At 44.4% G+C, this 17,904-nt stretch carries 11 protein-coding genes; 3 read left to right on the top strand and 8 right to left on the bottom strand.

The features are described from left to right. Positions 1–8: 8 nt before the first annotated feature. The 3 genes from ACED28_RS06400 (at position 9) to ACED28_RS06390 (ending at position 5,975) form a co-directional block, all read left to right on the top strand. Positions 9–1,955 (top strand): beta-N-acetylhexosaminidase, encoded by a 1,947-nt coding sequence (locus ACED28_RS06400; RefSeq protein ID WP_371709513.1) that lies wholly within the window; start codon positions 9–11, stop codon positions 1,953–1,955. 127 nt (positions 1,956–2,082) lie between these two features. After that, the gene (locus ACED28_RS06395; RefSeq protein WP_371709512.1) at positions 2,083–4,488 is read left to right on the top strand and encodes a GH36-type glycosyl hydrolase domain-containing protein; all 2,406 of its coding nucleotides are present in this window, start codon (positions 2,083–2,085) and stop codon (positions 4,486–4,488) included. A 74-nt stretch (positions 4,489–4,562) separates the two neighbouring features. Next, positions 4,563–5,975: a phosphoglucomutase/phosphomannomutase family protein gene (locus ACED28_RS06390; RefSeq protein WP_009847570.1), complete on the top strand. Its 1,413-nt coding sequence runs from the start codon at positions 4,563–4,565 to the stop codon at positions 5,973–5,975. 157 nt (positions 5,976–6,132) lie between these two features. On the opposite strand, the gene ACED28_RS06385 is transcribed toward ACED28_RS06390, so the two are convergent. The 8 genes from ACED28_RS06385 to ACED28_RS06350 all read right to left on the bottom strand — a co-directional run bounded on the left by ACED28_RS06385 (position 6,133) and on the right by ACED28_RS06350 (position 17,897). Then, entirely contained in the window at positions 6,133–7,161 is a 1,029-nt protein-coding gene (locus tag ACED28_RS06385) for an ABC transporter ATP-binding protein (protein WP_017097323.1), read from the bottom strand. Then, positions 7,161–8,786, bottom strand: coding sequence for an ABC transporter permease (locus ACED28_RS06380; RefSeq protein ID WP_371709511.1), 1,626 nt, complete (start codon positions 8,784–8,786; stop codon positions 7,161–7,163). Before ACED28_RS06380 ends, ACED28_RS06385 begins: the two co-directional genes overlap by 1 nt. A gap of 243 nt (positions 8,787–9,029) precedes the next feature. Beyond that, positions 9,030–10,046, bottom strand: a complete 1,017-nt coding sequence (locus ACED28_RS06375) for a Fe(3+) ABC transporter substrate-binding protein (RefSeq protein ID WP_012604721.1) — start codon at positions 10,044–10,046, stop codon at positions 9,030–9,032. A gap of 164 nt (positions 10,047–10,210) precedes the next feature. Then, the gene (locus tag ACED28_RS06370; protein ID WP_122045983.1) at positions 10,211–11,440 is read right to left on the bottom strand and encodes an ammonium transporter; all 1,230 of its coding nucleotides are present in this window, start codon (positions 11,438–11,440) and stop codon (positions 10,211–10,213) included. A gap of 27 nt (positions 11,441–11,467) precedes the next feature. Next, positions 11,468–11,806, bottom strand: coding sequence for a P-II family nitrogen regulator (gene glnK / locus ACED28_RS06365; RefSeq protein ID WP_004738200.1), 339 nt, complete (start codon positions 11,804–11,806; stop codon positions 11,468–11,470). A 239-nt stretch (positions 11,807–12,045) separates the two neighbouring features. Then, complete coding sequence (locus ACED28_RS06360) at positions 12,046–12,414, bottom strand: YacL family protein (RefSeq protein WP_371709510.1); 369 nt, start codon at positions 12,412–12,414, stop codon at positions 12,046–12,048. A 282-nt stretch (positions 12,415–12,696) separates the two neighbouring features. Continuing rightward, entirely contained in the window at positions 12,697–15,285 is a 2,589-nt protein-coding gene (gene acnB / locus ACED28_RS06355; protein ID WP_029223086.1) for a bifunctional aconitate hydratase 2/2-methylisocitrate dehydratase, read from the bottom strand. A gap of 272 nt (positions 15,286–15,557) precedes the next feature. After that, positions 15,558–17,897 (bottom strand): patatin-like phospholipase family protein, encoded by a 2,340-nt coding sequence (locus ACED28_RS06350; protein ID WP_371709509.1) that lies wholly within the window; start codon positions 17,895–17,897, stop codon positions 15,558–15,560. Between the last annotated feature and the right edge of the window lie 7 nt (positions 17,898–17,904).

Raw genomic sequence — 17,904 nt, 5'->3', positions numbered from 1 at the left:
GAAGTTATATGAATTATCGCATCGACTTAGCTGTTCTTTCTGAACAAAAAAATAACTGCCGATTTGGCCTTACGGTACATAATTTAAGTGACCTCGACGTAAAAGATTGGTCTCTGCATTTTGCATTTGACCGATTCATCCTTCCTGAGAGTCTATCGCAAGGTGAACTGACTCAAGTTGGAAGCTATTGCTCGTTCAAACCAAGTTCGCCCGTGTTAAAGGCCAATAACCATTACTACCTTGAATTCAGTATTCAAAGCGCCCCATTCCGCTTCTATTCTGATGGCCTTAATGATGCATTTATCCAATCACATCATGATGGAGAAACATCGGTACTGCCTGTCGCGATATCACCCATAGTACTGGCTTCGCCATACCGTGAACGCAATCAAATACCTGAAGTTAACGCTTCTGAGATAGCATTGATTCCTCAACCAAATCAGATCGAACTCAAGCAAGGTAGTTTCGCGCTAAGCTGTGAATGCAAGATTGAGGTTCAATCTCACCTTGCAGATAAAGCCGTCTCTTGGTTGCAGCAAGAGTTACTTTCTACCTTTGAACTGTCGATTTCGAATGAGCTTTCAACTGAACTTTCAAAAGACGAAAGCGGCGACATTCTATTTCGCAGCAATCCAACATTAGACGAAGCAGAATACAAACTCCGCATTACTGAACAACAAATAATTGTTGAATCAGGTAGCCAGTCTGGGTTTACACACGCCGTGGCAAGTCTGATTCAATTGATTCAACAACTGGATGCCGAAAATTTTTCTATTCCATGCTGCAAAATCGCCGATCACCCTCGCTTTAAGTACCGAGGCATGATGTTGGACTGCGCGCGTCACTTCCACTCGGTAGAGCAAGTGAAGCGTTTAATCAATCAACTGGCGCACTACAAGTTCAACGTATTTCATTGGCACCTAACTGACGATGAAGGTTGGAGAATTGAGATTAAGAGCCTGCCTCAGCTGACTGAAATCGGCGCTTGGCGAGGTCCTGATCATGCATTAAAACCGCAATACACCCACCTTGCGGATAACTATGGCGGCTTCTACACGCAGCAACAGATTCGCGAAGTCATTGAATACGCAGAGCAACGCAGCATCACGGTGATCCCAGAGATCGATATCCCAGGACACTGTCGCGCCGCGATCAAATCACTACCAGACATGCTAGTTGAGCAAGCAGACACCACACAATACAAGAGTATTCAGCACTACAACGACAACGTGCTAAATCCAGGTTTACCGGGTACTTACCAATTCCTAGATGCCGTTATTGAAGAAGTTGCAGAGCTTTTCCCTAGCGAATTGATCCACATGGGCGCAGATGAAGTACCACCCGGTGTGTGGACCAACAGCCCTGCCGCTCAAGCACTGATGAAAGAGCACCAGTATCAAGACAGCAAAGACCTACAAGGCCACCTATTCCGCTATGCCGAGAACAAACTCAAACAACTTGGTAAGCGCATGGTGGGCTGGGAAGAAGCACAGCACGGCGACAAGGTGAGCAAAGAGACCATCATCTATTCATGGCTCAGTGAAGAAGCCGCTATCAATTGTGCTCGCCAAGGCTTTGATGTGGTGCTGCAACCAGCACAGTTTACCTATCTCGACATGACCCAAGATTATGCACCGGAAGAACCGGGCGTAGATTGGGCTGCCGTTATCCCCTTAGAACAAGCTTATACCTACGAAGCCCTCGCAGAGATATCCGACACAGATCCAATTCGTAAGCGGATCCGCGGAATTCAGTGTGCTTTATGGTGTGAGATCGTTACCAATCAAAAGCGCATGGATTACATGGTATTTCCAAGAATTAGCGCTTTAGCTGAAGGATGTTGGACACATAAACACAACCGAAACTGGCTAGATTACCTATCTCGCCTAAAGGGCCATCTGCCATTACTCGACAGACTCAATGTTGATTATCGCAACCCTTGGAAAGCTGAATAAAACGAAGCCAAAGCACACTCAAGTCGAGAGCTTGCTTCCCCTGATTAAGGTGCTCAGTCAGATTCGACTCAGCATCATTATTTAAAAATTAGCTGCATAGATGCAGTTTGTTAAAAAGGAAATGACAATGAAATACGGCTATTTCGATAACGATAATCGCGAATACGTCATCACTCGCCCTGATGTACCAGCACCTTGGACCAACTACCTAGGTACTGAAAAGTTTTGTACCGTGATTTCGCACAATGCTGGCGGCTACTCGTTCTACAATTCTCCGGAATACAACCGTGTTACTAAATTCCGTCCAAACGGCACCTTCGACCGTCCAGGGCACTATGTTTACCTGCGTGATGATGAGACGGGCGATTACTGGTCTATCTCTTGGCAGCCTGTGGCAAAGAGCCTAGATGAAGCGAACTACGAAGTTCGTCACGGCCTGTCATACTCAAAATTCAAGTGTGAATACAGTGGTATTACAGCAACCAAAACGTTATTCGTTCCTAAGGGTGAAGATGCGGAAGTTTGGGACGTCGTGCTGAAAAATAACACTGACAAGCCAAGAACCATCAGCACTTTCTCATTTGTTGAGTTCTCGTTCAGCCACATCCAATCGGATAATCAGAACCATCAGATGTCTTTGTACTCTGCGGGTACGTCTTACCAAGAAGGTGTTCTTGAATACGACCTGTACTACAACACTAACGACTTTGAAGGTTTCTACTACCTAGCTTCAACTTTCTCACCAGACAGCTACGACGGCCAACGTGATAACTTCCTTGGCATGTACCGTGATGAAGCGAACCCAATTGCCGTTGAGAACGGTAAATGTTCTAACAGCGCCCAAACCTGTTACAACCACTGTGGTTCTCTGCACAAGCAATTTACGATTCAGCCGGGTGAAGAAGTTCGCTTTGCTTATGTACTAGGTATCGGTAAAGGCAACGGTGAGCGCCTACGTGAAAAGTACCAAGACACAGCTAACGTCGATGCCGCTTTCCAAGGCATCAAAGATCACTGGGACGAGCGTTGCAACAAATTCCAAGTTAAGTCTCCAAACGAAGGCTTAGACACCATGATCAACACATGGACGCTATACCAAGCCGAAACCTGTGTGGTTTGGTCTCGCTTTGCATCCTTCATTGAAGTGGGTGGTCGTACTGGCCTTGGTTACCGTGATACTGCGCAAGATGCCATCTCAGTACCTCATGCCAACCCACAAATGACCAAGAAACGTATTATCGACCTGCTTCGCGGCCAAGTGAAAGCGGGCTACGGTCTACACTTGTTCGATCCTGACTGGTTCGATCCAGAAAAAGCAGATGTTGAACCTTCAAAATCGCCAACGGTTGTTCCAACGCCTTCAGACGACGATAAGATCCATGGCATTGAAGACACCTGTTCTGATGATCACTTATGGATCGTTCCGACCATCATCAAATATGTAATGGAAACCGGTGAACACGACTTCTTTGATGAAGTGATCCCATACGCAGACGGTGGCGAAGCGACCGTTTACGAACACATGAAAGCGGCACTGAACTTCTCTGCTGAATACGTGGGTCAAACGGGCATTTGTAAGGGCCTTCGTGCAGACTGGAATGACTGTTTAAACCTAGGTGGCGGTGAGTCGTCAATGGTTTCATTCCTACACTTCTGGGCTCTACAAGAATTCCTAGACCTGGCTAAGTTCCGTAATAACGATGCTGACGTTACTAAATACACAGAAATGGCCGCGAACGTACGTGAAGCCTGTGAAACACACCTATGGGATGACGAAGGTGGCTGGTACATCCGTGGTCTAACAAAAAATGGCGACAAGATCGGTACCGCTCAACAAGCTGAAGGTCGTGTACACCTTGAGTCAAACACGCTAGCGGTTCTATCTGGCGCGGTTTCTCAAGAGCGTGGCGAGAAAGCGATGGACGCTGTTGATGAGAACCTATTCTCTGAATACGGCTTGCACCTAAATTCTCCTTCATTCGCAACACCAAACGATGATATCGGCTTTGTGACTCGCGTTTATCAAGGCGTAAAAGAGAATGGCGCAATCTTCTCTCACCCGAACCCATGGGCTTGGGTAGCAGAAGCGAAGCTAGGTCGTGGTGACCGTGCGATGAAGTTCTACGACGCACTGAACCCGTACAACCAAAACGACATGATTGAAACACGTTACGCAGAACCATACTCGTACGTGCAGTTCATCATGGGTAAAGATCATCAAGACCATGGTCGTGCAAACCACCCTTGGTTAACGGGTACCTCTGGTTGGGCTTACTTCGCGGTAACCAACTTTATTCTTGGTGTTCGCACAGGCTTTGAAGGATTAACAGTCGATCCTTGTATCCCGACTGATTGGCCGGAATTCGAGGTTACTCGTCAATGGCGTGGCGCGACTTACAACATCACAGTGCAAAACCCGAATGCAGTAAGCAAAGGGGTTACCTCTATCACTATCAACGGTGAGTCAGTTGAAGGTGCAATCCCAGTACAAGCAGAAGGCAGCGTGAACGATGTTGTCGTTGTTCTAGGCTAGTCACTTAATTTAACGAACAGCTCTTGCCTCAAGTCTTTATCGACTTGAGGCAATGAGACTAAAAGGATTTTCTAATGATTAAATTTGGTACAGGTGGCTGGCGCGCTTTCATTGGTGAAGAATTCACCAGAGACAATGTTCGCCTTGTAGCGCAAGCGCTCGCTAACATCATCAATAATGAAGATGCAGCCAAAAATGGCTTCGTTATCGGCTATGACCGTCGCTTCCTTTCAGATAAAGCGGCATGCTGGTTTGCAGAAGTACTTGCGGCGAACAACATCAAAGTAAGCTTCATTGATAAGTTCGTTCCAACACCTATCGTGATGTTCCAAGCAAAAGAGATGGGATGTATTTACTCTGCGTGTATTACCGCTTCTCACAACCCAGCGGACTATAACGGCATAAAGATCTTCATTGAAGGTGGACGCGATGCTGACGAGATCATCACAGAGAAGATCGAACAGCAAATCGCAACACTGACCAACGAAGATGTTATACGAGTCGATTTCGAACAAGCGTTAAACGACAAAGAAATCGAGATCATCAACCCGATGAACGACTTTGTTGATTCAATCATCAACTTCATTGATATCGACTCGATAAAGAAAGCCAACCTGCGCGTACTGATTGACCCAATGTTTGGTGTTGCGAAAAATGCTCTGCAAACCGTACTGATCAACGGTCGCTGTGATGTCGACGTAATCAACGATGGTAAGAACCCAGATTTCGGCGGTCTTATGCCGTCCCCAAATGCAGCAACGCTATACCGCCTAAAACATTTAGTGGCAGCTGAAGGCTATGACATTGGTATTGGTACTGATGGCGATGCCGACCGTTTAGGCATCATTGATGAGAAAGGTCACTTTATTCATCCTAACGAAGTGCTACTCCTACTTTACTACTACTTACTGGAATACAAAGGCTGGAAGGGCTCTGTCGTTCGTAACATCGCCACCACGCATCTACTCGACAAAGTAGCGGCAGATCATGGTGAGAAGAGCTTTGAGGTTCCTGTAGGCTTTAAGCATATCAGCTCTCAAATGGAAGCAGATGATTCACTGATTGGTGGTGAAAGCTCGGGAGGTTTAACCATTCGAGGTCATATCAAAGGTAAGGATGGCGTATTTGCTTCAAGCTTACTGGTTGAGATGATCAGTGTAACAGGTAAAAAGTTATCTGAGTTACTTGATGAAATCTACTCTAAGTATGGCTATGCCTACACGGCAGAAGGAGATTGCCAGTTTAAGCCTTCAGAGAAAGAAGCGCTCTACACCAAGATTTACGTAGAGAAGCAACTGCCTGAATTTGAATACGAAATTGAAAAAGTTAGCTATGAAGATGGTGCCAAAGTGTACTTCAAGAATGGCGGATGGGTCATTGCTCGCTTCTCCGGAACAGAGCCGTTACTGCGAATCTTCGCAGAAATGGAAGATAAAGACACTGCAGAACGTGTTCTTCAAAAAGTGAAAGACTTCCTCTCTCTATAGATTTATAGAGTGCAGCAGTTTTGAATGGGACTTAACAAACCACTGCCTTGTTAAAGCCTGTAGGTGAAGAACTCTTGCCCAGTACTCTGTATCAAAGTGCTGGGCTTTTTTACGAATGTATTTTACTTTTCGGCAGAACGATACTTACTGCGTATCATTAAAACGCCAATACACCTTTGGTATCTACTTTGACGGTGACTGGCATACCAACACCTAGAGCCTCAGAAGACGTTGCTAACAGTTTCTGACCGTTAGCTTCAATCACATAACGACAGTGGTCGCCCATAAATTGTTGTTCCAACACGGACAGGTTACTGTCGACATCATGACTCGCCACTATATGCTGTGGTCTTAGTAACAACGCACATTCCGCTCCCACTTCGATTTGAGTTTGTGCTTTCGCTTCTATCAGACCCAAGCTCGTTTCAAATTCATTATCTGAAATACGCTGTGCATTCAAGTAGCTACCACCACCTAAGAAATCAGCAACAAACTTACTCGATGGGTGGAAGTACAACTCAGATGCTGAACCATATTGCTCAATCACACCATGGTTCATTACCGCCATTTTATCTGAAAAAGCGAATGCTTCTTCACGGCTGTGCGTTACAAAAATAGCAGTAACACCCTGCTTTTTAAATATTTTACGAATCTGAGAGATCAACTCATGGCGAACTTGAGTATCAATATTTGAGAAGGGTTCATCCAATAATAATAAGTCTGGCTTGTACGCTAAAGAACGAGCAATCGCTACGCGCTGCTGTTGACCACCAGAAAGTTGATGTGGGTATCGGTCACCGAATTCATCTAAGTGAACTAGCTCCAACATCTCTTGAACTTTCTCTTTCTTTTGCTGTTCAGAAAGACCTTTGAGGCCAAAGCAGATATTCTGGTTTACCGTCAAGTGCGGAAACAGGGCGTAATCTTGAAAGATCATTCCGATGTTTCTCTGCTCAGGTGGTAACCAGTTGTCTCCATCGTCGATGGTTTGACAGTTCAAGCTCATGACGCCACTACTCAATGGAAGCAAGCCGGCAATCGCTTTAAGCAGCGTAGTCTTACCACAACCACTGGCACCAAGCAAACAAACAATTTCACCATGCTCAACTTCTAAAGAAAGAGATTCCAAAATAGTTTGGGACTCGTACTTACAAGTCAGATCTTTAATTGATAATGCACAACTCATTAGTGTTTCTGCTCCAAGGAACGGTTTACGATGATCAGCGGAATTAAACCCACCAAGACTAACAACACAGCAGGCATGGCTGCTAATTCAAGGTGCTCATCTGACGCATAGTTATAAACATAAGTCGCGAGCGTTTCGAAATTAAAAGGACGCAGCAACAATGCCGCATTTAACTCTTTCATTGATTCGATAAACACCAATAATCCGGCGATCAATGCGCCTCGTTTAATCAAAGGTAAATGAACACGACGTAACATCTGGTTGGTATTGCAGCCCATTGTTTTAGATGCCATATCCAATGAAGGAGAAACTTTACTCAAGCTACTTTCAATGCTGCCAATTGCAACCGCTGAAAAACGCACGACCATGGCAAAGATAAGTGCAAACATAGAACCAGAGAAGATCAAACCTGGTCCTGTCCATTCCATCACTTTTGCAATATCGTTGACTAAATGATCCATAAACAAAACTGGGACCATCACACCAATGGCTAACACTGTGCCTGGAACGGCATAGCCCATGGAAGCGATACGCATATAAGCCTGATTTTTCTTACTTGGACTAACACGTTGATTGAAGTTCACAATCAAAGCAATAACGACACCAATAATTGCAGCAACTACCGAAACATAAAGGCTATTAACGGCATACTCTCTAAATTCAGGGGTCCAGCTTTGAGCAAAATATTTGTAGGCATAAATCATTAACTGGGCAAGAGGGAACAAGAATGCGACACACACCAACCCCCAGCACCAAAACAATGCTAACCACTTCTTCCAACCGGAAAGGTCGTAACGAAAATCTTCACGACTACTGAATTGATTCTGGAATAATTTCTGTTTGCGACGGCTATAGCGCTCTGAACTCAATAGTAGGATCACGATAATCAGCATAATCGCCGATATTTTCGCAGCAGCCGTTAAGCTTGAGTAACCTAACCAAGTATCGTAAACCGCAGTCGTTAAGGTATTGACTGCAAAGTAACTTACGGTACCAAAGTCACCAATGGTTTCCATTGCAACCAGTGATAGCCCGACCGCCATTGATGGACGAACAAGCGGCAAGGAAATACGACGAAAGCTTTCCCAAGGTGAACACTTTAACAACCGAGCGGATTGCAATAAGGAGACGTTTTGCTCCATAAAAGCCGCGCGGCATAGCAAATAAACATAGGGGTAGAGAACAAGTGACAGAACAATAATAGCTCCGAACAAGGTTCTAATGTCTGGGAACCAGTACTCTCCGGGCCCCCAGCCTGTTAAATCTCGTAGCAGAATTTGAACCGGACCAGCAAAGTCGAACCAATCGGTAAAGATATACCCGACAATATAGCCTGGCATGGCTAATGGCAGCACTAACGCCCACTGTAAAACGCGCTCTCCTGGAACACGGCACATTGCCATAATCCAAGCTGACGGAATACCAAAAGCCAAAGACAGGAATAAGGTTCCTATGAGTAAAACCACCGTATTATAAGTATAGGTGGGCATTACTGTGGACATAAGATGAGAAAATAGCTCATCTGTTTCTCCAACAGCAGTCGTAAAAATCGCTAAAATCGGTAAAACCAGCAATACAGCAATGATGCAGCTACTGGTGTTCCATAAATAATTCTTTTCTTTCATCGCCTAACTACAACGAGGCTTAATGAAACACAAATGCATTTGCAAATACATCTCATATCCTTTTAATGGGGGGGTATTTATACCCATATACTGTAATGACTTCAAGGTGAGATGCTCATAACTCTGGGGATTAACGGGGAGCTTTGTATCAAAAAGTGATTTTCCAAAACAAAACAACCCCAAGTTACCGAAATGGCGACTTGAGGCTGTCATTTTACTTGGGCCGAAGCCTACAGTAAAAAATTATAGATCGAACTTAACTTCGTCTAGTAGCTTGATTGCAGCTGCGTGGTGGTCAGCAATCTGGTCTAGAGAAATTGTATCAGCTTTGAATTCCCCCCAAGAAGCAACAAGCTCTGAAGGTTTAACATCAGCTTTAACTGGGTATTCGTAGTTCACTTCTGCGTACATGCCTTGCGCCACGTCACCAGATAGGAATTCCATTAGCTTAACCGCGTTCTCTTTATTTGGAGAGAATTTAGCCATTGCCATACCAGAGATATTTACGTGAGTACCTGTTGTCTCTTGGTTAGGGAAGTTAAGGTAAACAGCGTCAGCCCAAGCTTTTTGCTCTTTATCGTTAACCATCTTACCTAGGTAGTAGCTGTTACCAAGAGAAACGTCACATAGACCTTCTTTGATCGCTTTAACTTGTGCACGGTCATTACCTTGAGGCTTACGTGCTAGGTTTGCTTTTACGCCTTCTAGCCATTCTTTCGTTTCAGCTTCACCTTTGTGAGCAATCATCGAAGATACTAGAGAAACGTTGTATGGGTGCTTACCACTACGTGTACAGATTTTACCTTTGAATTCTGGCTTAGCTAGATCAGCGTAAGTGAAATCTTCACCTAGACGACCAACACGGTCACGAGAAGAGTAAACGCTACGTGTACGAGTTGTTAGAGCGAACCACTCGTTAGCTGTGTCTTGGTATTGAGCTGGGATATTCTTTTCTAGAACATCACTTTCTACAGCTTGAACTAAACCTTTTTCAGTTAGCTCAGATAGACGGCTGATATCAACAGTTAATACCACATCTGCTGGGCTGTATTCGCCCTCTTGAGCTAGCTTCTCTGCTAAACCTTTCTTAGCAAACTTAACATTCACCTCGATGCCTGTCTCTTTCGTGAACTCATCAAACATAGGTTCAACAAGGAAAGGTTGACGGTAAGAGTATACGTTTACTTCTTCAGCAGCGATTGCAGCCGTTGGTGCGATTGCGCTACATGCTAGAGCTGAAAGAGTTAGCAATTTTTTCATTGGTAAAGTCCTTTATATCGAAATGATAATCTATATCAGTTGCGTTATTATATTTATTAAAATATTAATTTCAATGATAGAGCACAAAAAAACCTGCTCATGAGAGCAGGTTTCAAGTGGGTAATATGTAAATATTTGTAAATTATGGATTAATACATAATGTTCTATTTTACAGACACAAACTCTGGATAGGCGCCGACACCACAATCGTGCATGTCCATACCTTCAAGTTCTTCATCTTCAGTTACTCGGATACCGATTGTTGCTTTAAGCACTGCCCATACCGCTAGGCTAGCACCGAATACCCATGCAAAGATTACTGCTGCACCCAATAGTTGAGCACCAAACGTTGCATCAGCATTGCTTAGTGGCACAGCCATTAGACCGAAGAAACCACACACACCGTGTACCGATATAGCACCTACTGGATCATCAATCTTAGCTTTGTCTAGAGCGATGATGCTGAATACAACCAATGCACCAGATACAGAACCAATCGCTACAGCAAATAGAGGTGATGGTGATAGAGGGTCTGCAGTGATTGCTACTAGGCCAGCTAACGCGCCGTTAAGAATCATTGTTAGGTCTGCTTTACCCCAAGTTGTTTTGCATACTAGTAGTGCTGCAATCGCACCTGCTGCTGCTGCTGCGTTGGTGTTAAGGAAGATTTGACCTACTGCTGTTGCGTTCTCAAAATCCGAAACCATTAGTTGAGAACCGCCGTTGAAACCGAACCAACCAAACCAAAGGATAAATGTACCTAGCGTTGCCAGTGGCATATTTGAACCTGGAATCGGGTAGATTTCACCGTTCTTACCATATTTACCTTTACGAGCACCCAGTAGAAGCACACCCGCTAAGGCTGCTGAAGCACCAGCCATATGTACGATACCTGAACCAGCAAAGTCACTGAAGCCGGCTTCTGATAGGAAACCACCGCCCCAAGTCCAGTAACCTTCCATTGGGTAGATGAATGCTGTTAGCACGACAGAGAAGATAAGGAATGACCAAAGTTTCATTCGCTCAGCAACCGCGCCAGATACCACAGACATTGCTGTTGCAACGAAAACGACTTGGAAGAAGAAGTCTGATTCTAATGAGTGGTCTGCACCTTCACCTTGAGTACCAATCAGAGTACCAAATGACGGTAACCAGCCACCTTCGCCGTTATCGACATACATAATGTTGTAACCAACGACTAAGAAAGTCGTACAAGCAATCGCGTACAAACAAATGTTCTTAGTTAAAATTTCTGTGGTGTTCTTCGAACGAACGAGACCAGCTTCTAACATCGCGAAGCCTGCAGCCATCCACATGACCAACGCACCTGAAATGAGGAAGAAAAAAGTGTCTAGTGCGTAACGTAGTTCCATTACTGTTGTTGTAAGTTCCATATTAAAGTCTCCAGTCCTTGTAATTCTTTAAAGTGCTTCAGCATCCATTTCACCGGTACGAATTCGTACGGCTTGGCTTAGGTCATACACAAAAATTTTGCCATCGCCGATTTTTCCGGTGTGTGCCGCTTGGCTAATCGCTTCAACAACTCGGTCAACATTTTCAGCTTGGGTTGCAATCTCTAACTTTACCTTTGGTAGGAAGTCCACTTGGTACTCTGCACCACGATACAATTCAGTGTGCCCCTTCTGACGACCAAAGCCTTTCACTTCAGAAACGGTCATACCTTCAATACCAACATCAGAGAGCGCTTCGCGTACATCGTCTAATTTGAACGGCTTTACAATGGCATTTATTAATTTCATATTCTTTCCTTAAATTCTTCACTTAATCCGTTAATACTCTTATTACAATCCAAGTAGCGTGCCAAAAAGTTAAGTTATTGATTTCAAATGAAATGGAAATGATACCGTTTTAGAAAAGAAAAAGGCCGCACCAATATGGTGCGGCCTTTTCACTATCTTAATGCGCTGCATTGTCGTTGCTCTAGTTTTGGGCAACGGAGCCTTCAAAGCTCTGAATGACTAATAAATAGGTGTCAGGACTAGTAACCTAAAAAATCAATCCAACGTTCGATGAGCAACTCGAAATCGTCAATTCCGCAGCTTGCTTCGCTTTCACAATTATAGAAATCGAACTCACTACCCTCTTCCATCTCTTGTTCGTGCCCTAGCACATTTTCTTGAATCGTTACGTCGTCTTCATTGATCGCTAGGCTGATCTCTTTGCCTAGTAGCATCACTTCATTGCTCAGATCTTGTCGAGATTGCTCAATCAACGCCATCACATGATCCAGTTTCTGCTTATCTTTCCCGATCTCTTCTTGAAGCCAGCGGCCAACAATTTCATGACCCATGCTGCACTTTACATAGTACTCGCCCATTAAAGTGTTTCGTGTAAATTCAAATTCCATAAAGGCTCCGTGCACTAATGACAGATAGGGTAAAAAATGAGGCGAGAGTATATAGCGAAGTCATCAAGAGATCGAGTCGCTCGTAAACTAACATTCAGACATAAAAAAACGCCTACCGAAGTAGACGCTCTATCATTTGGGTTCCTCTAAATAGTTGGAGTTGCAGCTAGGCGACAAGTACGTTCATCCCTATGAGCATAGAAGCTCTATGTGACTAGGGCGGCCGGCGCTCCGGTGAACGTACGCAGTCAACAACGCTGCAGCTACAAATATAACGAGGAACTAAGCTGGTTCTTGGAAGATAACTGTGTCTGCTTTATCCGTGTACTGACCCATTTTATGGAAGTTCAAGTAACGGTAAGTATCGGCAGCGGTTGCATTGATCTTCTCAGCGTACGCTAAGTACTCTTCTTTAGTTGGGATACGACCAAGAATCGCACCAACAGCAGAAAGTTCAGCAGAAGCTAGATAAACGTTCGCACCATTACCTAAACGGTTCGGGAAGTTACGAGTAGACGTAGACATAACCGTCGAAGCATCAGCAACACGAGCTTGGTTACCCATACATAATGAACAACCCGGAGTTTCAATACGAACCCCAGCACGACCGAAGATGCCGTAGTAGCCTTCTTCTGTCAGTTGGTCTTTATCCATCTTAGTTGGCGGAGCAACCCATAGGCGAGTATTTAAAGAGCCATTAAACTCTTCTAGCATCTTACCTGCAGCACGGAAGTGACCGATGTTGGTCATACAAGAACCGATGAACACTTCTTGAATCTCAGTGCCTTGAACGTCAGAAAGAAGACGAGCATCATCTGGATCGTTTGGCGCACATAGGATTGGTTGATCGATGTCAGCAAGATCAATCTCGATAACGTGCGCGTATTCCGCATCTGAATCAGCAGATAGCAACTCAGGGTTCGCTAACCACTCTTCCATTGCCGTGATACGACGCTCAATCGTACGAACATCACCGTAACCTTCAGCGATCATCCACTTAAGCATAACGATATTCGAGTTCAGGTACTCATCGATAGACTCTTGAGATAGCTTAACCGTACAACCTGCCGCAGAACGCTCTGCTGATGCATCTGAAAGTTCAAATGCTTGCTCAACAGATAGGTGCTCAACACCTTCGATTTCTAGTACACGACCAGAGAACTCATTGATCTTTCCTGCTTTCTCTACCGTTAGTAGACCTTGCTTGATACCGTAAAGCGGAATTGCATGTACTAGGTCACGTAGCGTGATACCTGGCTGCATTTCACCTTTAAAGCGAACCAAGATTGATTCAGGCATATCAAGAGGCATAACACCTGTTGCTGCAGCAAATGCTACTAAGCCAGAACCCGCAGGGAATGAAATACCTAGAGGGAAACGAGTATGCGAGTCACCACCTGTACCTACAGTATCAGGAAGAAGCATACGGTTTAACCATGAGTGGATAACACCATCACCCGGACGAAGTGAAACACCTGCACGGTTCATGATGAAATCAGGCAGTGTATGGTGAGTGTTTACATCAACTGGTTTCGGGTATGCAGATGTGTGACAGAAAGACTGCATCACAAGATCCGCAGAGAAGCCAAGACAAGCCAGATCTTTCAGCTCATCACGCGTCATAGGACCCGTAGTATCTTGAGAACCCACTGTCGTCATTTTAGGTTCGCAGTACTGACCCGCACGCACACCTTCAACGCCACACGCTTTACCTACCATCTTCTGAGCTAATGTGTAGCCTTTATCAGAAGCAGAAGGATCGATTGGTTTAGCAAACAGATCGGTTTCAGCTAGGCCTAGAGCATCACGAGCACGACCCGTTAGGCCACGACCAATGATCAGTGGAATACGGCCACCAGCACGCACTTCATCAAGAAGTACTTTGCTTAGCTCAAAGTTTGAAATCACAGAACCGTTCTTGTGAACAACACCTTCGTACGGGTAGATATCAATGACATCGCCCATGTTCATGTCTTGTACGTTCAGTTCAATGGGTAGTGCGCCTGAATCTTCCATTGTGTTGTAGAAGATTGGTGCAATTTTACCACCCAGACAAACACCGCCAGTACGCTTGTTTGGTACGAATGGGATATCTTCACCCATAAACCAAAGTACTGAGTTTGTTGCCGATTTACGTGAAGAACCTGTACCAACAACATCACCAACGTAAGCCAGTGGAATGCCGTCTTTTTGCATTTCTTCAATTTGATTGATTGGACCAACGCTACCCTGTTCATCAGGAGTAATGCCATCACGTTCCATCTTCAGCATCGCTTTCGCGTGCACTGGGATATCAGGACGTGACCATGCATCAGGCGCTGGTGATAAGTCATCAGTGTTAGTTTCACCGGTAACTTTAAATACTTTAACGGTGATCTTTTCCGCTACTTTGTTTTTCGCTGTAAACCATTCAGCATCAGCCCAAGATTGAAGTACTTGTTGTGCTGAAGCATTACCTGCTTTCGCTTTATCTTCTACATCGTAAAACGCATCGAACATCAGTAGAGTATGAGACAGGGCTTTAACTGCGATTGGAGCAAGCTCAGCATCGTCTAACAGAGACACTAGAGACTCGATGTTGTAACCACCTTGCATAGTACCAAGCAGTTGTGCAGCTTTTGCTTTGCTTACTAGTGGAGAAGCTACTTCACCTTTAGTGATAGCCGTAAGGAAGCCAGCTTTTACGTAAGCAGCTTCATCTACACCCGGTGGAATGCGATTTTCTAGTAGGTCAAGAATGATTTCTTCTTCACCTTGAGGTGGATTCTTTAGAAGTTCAACTAGGCCAGCGACTTGCTCAGCATCTAGTGGTCTTGGGACAACTCCCTCGGCAGCACGTTCTTCGACGTGTTTACGGTAGGCTTCAAGCACGACTTTTTTCCTCTCATTGCGGTTCACTTCTTACCTTCATAATTATTAGTAAAATAAAGAAGCGAACATCCTTGGAAACTTGGCTCTCCATTGCCATTTTTGTCATTCAATTTGTATTGATGAGCGGCATCATAGAGGCCAAACTGTGGGCGGTAGAATAGCAAATTTAACGTTAAATTAAAATCTTATCATTTTGACCAACATAGCAAGTTAAGACGAAAGTCCCACTATTTTTGCCTATTTACGCAGTTAAACGGTGACTCTACGCATGATTATTTGTAGGAAGTACCGACAATCAGATACACCGAATCAAAGTTATCTTCGGTTCGACCATAAGCTAATATGATCGGCCCGATGGGTGAGTCGACACCCGCAAAAACAGAGCCTGCAGTATACATTGGAGCTTCATCCAGTTTTAAGTCATTGTTCGACCAAACACCACCATGTTCAATAGAGGCACCCACGTAGAACGGTGATTCAAAGAGGCCGAAGTCATTTTCAAACCACTTATAACGGTAGATCAAACTGGTGTAAGCTAAGTTCTGACCGATCAAACTATTTCTTGGAATACCGGATAGATTGAGGAACCCTCCTAACTCTTTCGGATCAATCGGAAAGACTGAGTTTTTACTTTCTACGATGCCGTAATCAACCTTTGCGACTAAAGTATGCTTTTCAATGCTTTGTGCTGCCATAAAATTGGCCGAAAGTTCAAAGACTGTATCACTCTCAGAAGAGAAATCTGAACCACCATTAGAGCTCTCATTCTCAAAATCGTCATGAGAGATAAGGTATTCTAAATCGACAAAATAACCTTCGGTAGGAAGACTGAAGTTATCCAAAGTATCCAATCTATAACTGGCAAAGGCACCAATACGTTTATAGCCACCACTTCCTAGTGAAGGTAATGATGCCACCTCAATACTGCCATCGGTATAACGTGCACCAAATTTCAGCTCTTGCCACAATGTCGGTTGATAGCCCAATGCAAATTCACTCAGATACTCTTGATAAGACATTGGTAAGTAGTCTTTGGTTGCATCCAGTGTAGGTTCTCCAATCTCGCCGATTCCTGCTGGCAGGTTTCGATTCTGGTTGCTGTAAGCAATAGACACAGATGTGAACAACTTTTGACTCGAAAAGAATGGTGAGAAGAGTTCCGCCTCAATGCGTTTGTCCGTTCCCATCTCGATATTAGTTCTTAGTTCTGCACCATGCTTATTAATATCGGTAAAGTTGGCAGAGACACCGAGCGAGTACTGGCTGGTTGTAGAGAAATCATCTTCAAGAAAGAATCGAAAATTGAGGTAGTTTGGACCCCAAGATTTTTCGTTCACATCGACCAGCAGTTGATCCTCACCATCAACATTTTCAAATTCATAAGTAACCAACTCGAACCGATCTAAGGCATAAAGATCTTTCACTTTAGATTCGATTTCACTGGTTTTAATAACCTGACCAGAATCGAGGTTTAAACGATTTTCGATTAACTTATCTGAATAGTGGGTGTTGTTGTTAATAATAACTCTATCAACGACAGTCTGGTCGCCATGTTTTAGCTGCTTTCGAGCTTGCTGTTTCTGATCAATATACTTTTGATAGTCTGCGTTAGAGAGCGCCAACTTAGAAAGCTGATCCGTATACTGCCTTGTTGCTTCGTATCCAGCATGATAAGCCGTCGGCATTTTATCGAACTCGGTGGTCTCCATTTGCCCAACATCAGGACGTAGGAAAAAATCATCGTCTGTTAACGTCGCGGCTTGCTCTTGAGTGCTGCGTTGAACAAGGTAATTAGAGAGTTGGTCTGCTGCGGCTAAAAAGTTAGTGAAGTCTTCTTTGCTTTTGTAGTTAGTACTGATATCAATCGCAATAACTATGTCAGCCCCCATCGCTCTAGCAACATCAACAGGCATGTTATTGGTGACACCACCATCGACCAACATTCGCCCATCAACTTCATAAGGAGGAAGTGCTCCAGGTACTGACATACTCGCCATCATCGCATCAACAAGGTGACCATGATCGATCACGACTTCTTCAAGGTCGATAATATCGGTTGCGACAGAGCGATATGGAATAGCGAGGCTGTCGAAAGAATCGAGGGGAGATAAATTACCAGTGGTCTCGCGCAGAATACGCAACATATTCTGACCTTGAACCACACCTTTTCTGGCTTTGATTTCGCCCCAACCTAAACCGAGATCGGTATTCAGTTGATAACGGTCTTCATATTCTTTGTCTCGCACACGGCGATCACTACGGTTAACGCGATCGCGATAACCACGATTCCAATCAACCGTATAAATAAAGCTCTCGATCTCATCAGCGCTCATCCCTGTCGCATAAAGACCACCAACGTATGCGCCCATGCTGGTACCGGTAATGTAATCAACCGGAATTTGCATCTCTTCTAGGGCTTTAAGCACACCGATGTGAGCTGCACCTTTTGACCCACCACCAGCAAGAACGACAGCAACGGTTGGCCTTTTATGAGCTTGTTTAAGTTCAACATGTTCTGATGAATCAACCTGTGCTGCAGTAGCGGCAAACAGTTGAAAACTGATCACAGTACCGACAATACCCAAGCTACTCACTAACCAACGAGAAATCATTATCTAA

This window comes from Vibrio sp. 1F253 (assembly GCF_041439295.1).
In the GTDB taxonomy this organism is placed as follows: domain Bacteria; phylum Pseudomonadota; class Gammaproteobacteria; order Enterobacterales; family Vibrionaceae; genus Vibrio; species Vibrio tasmaniensis_A.
The sequence above is the reverse complement of the archived record's forward strand: the minus strand, read 5'-3'. Positions and strand labels throughout refer to the sequence as shown.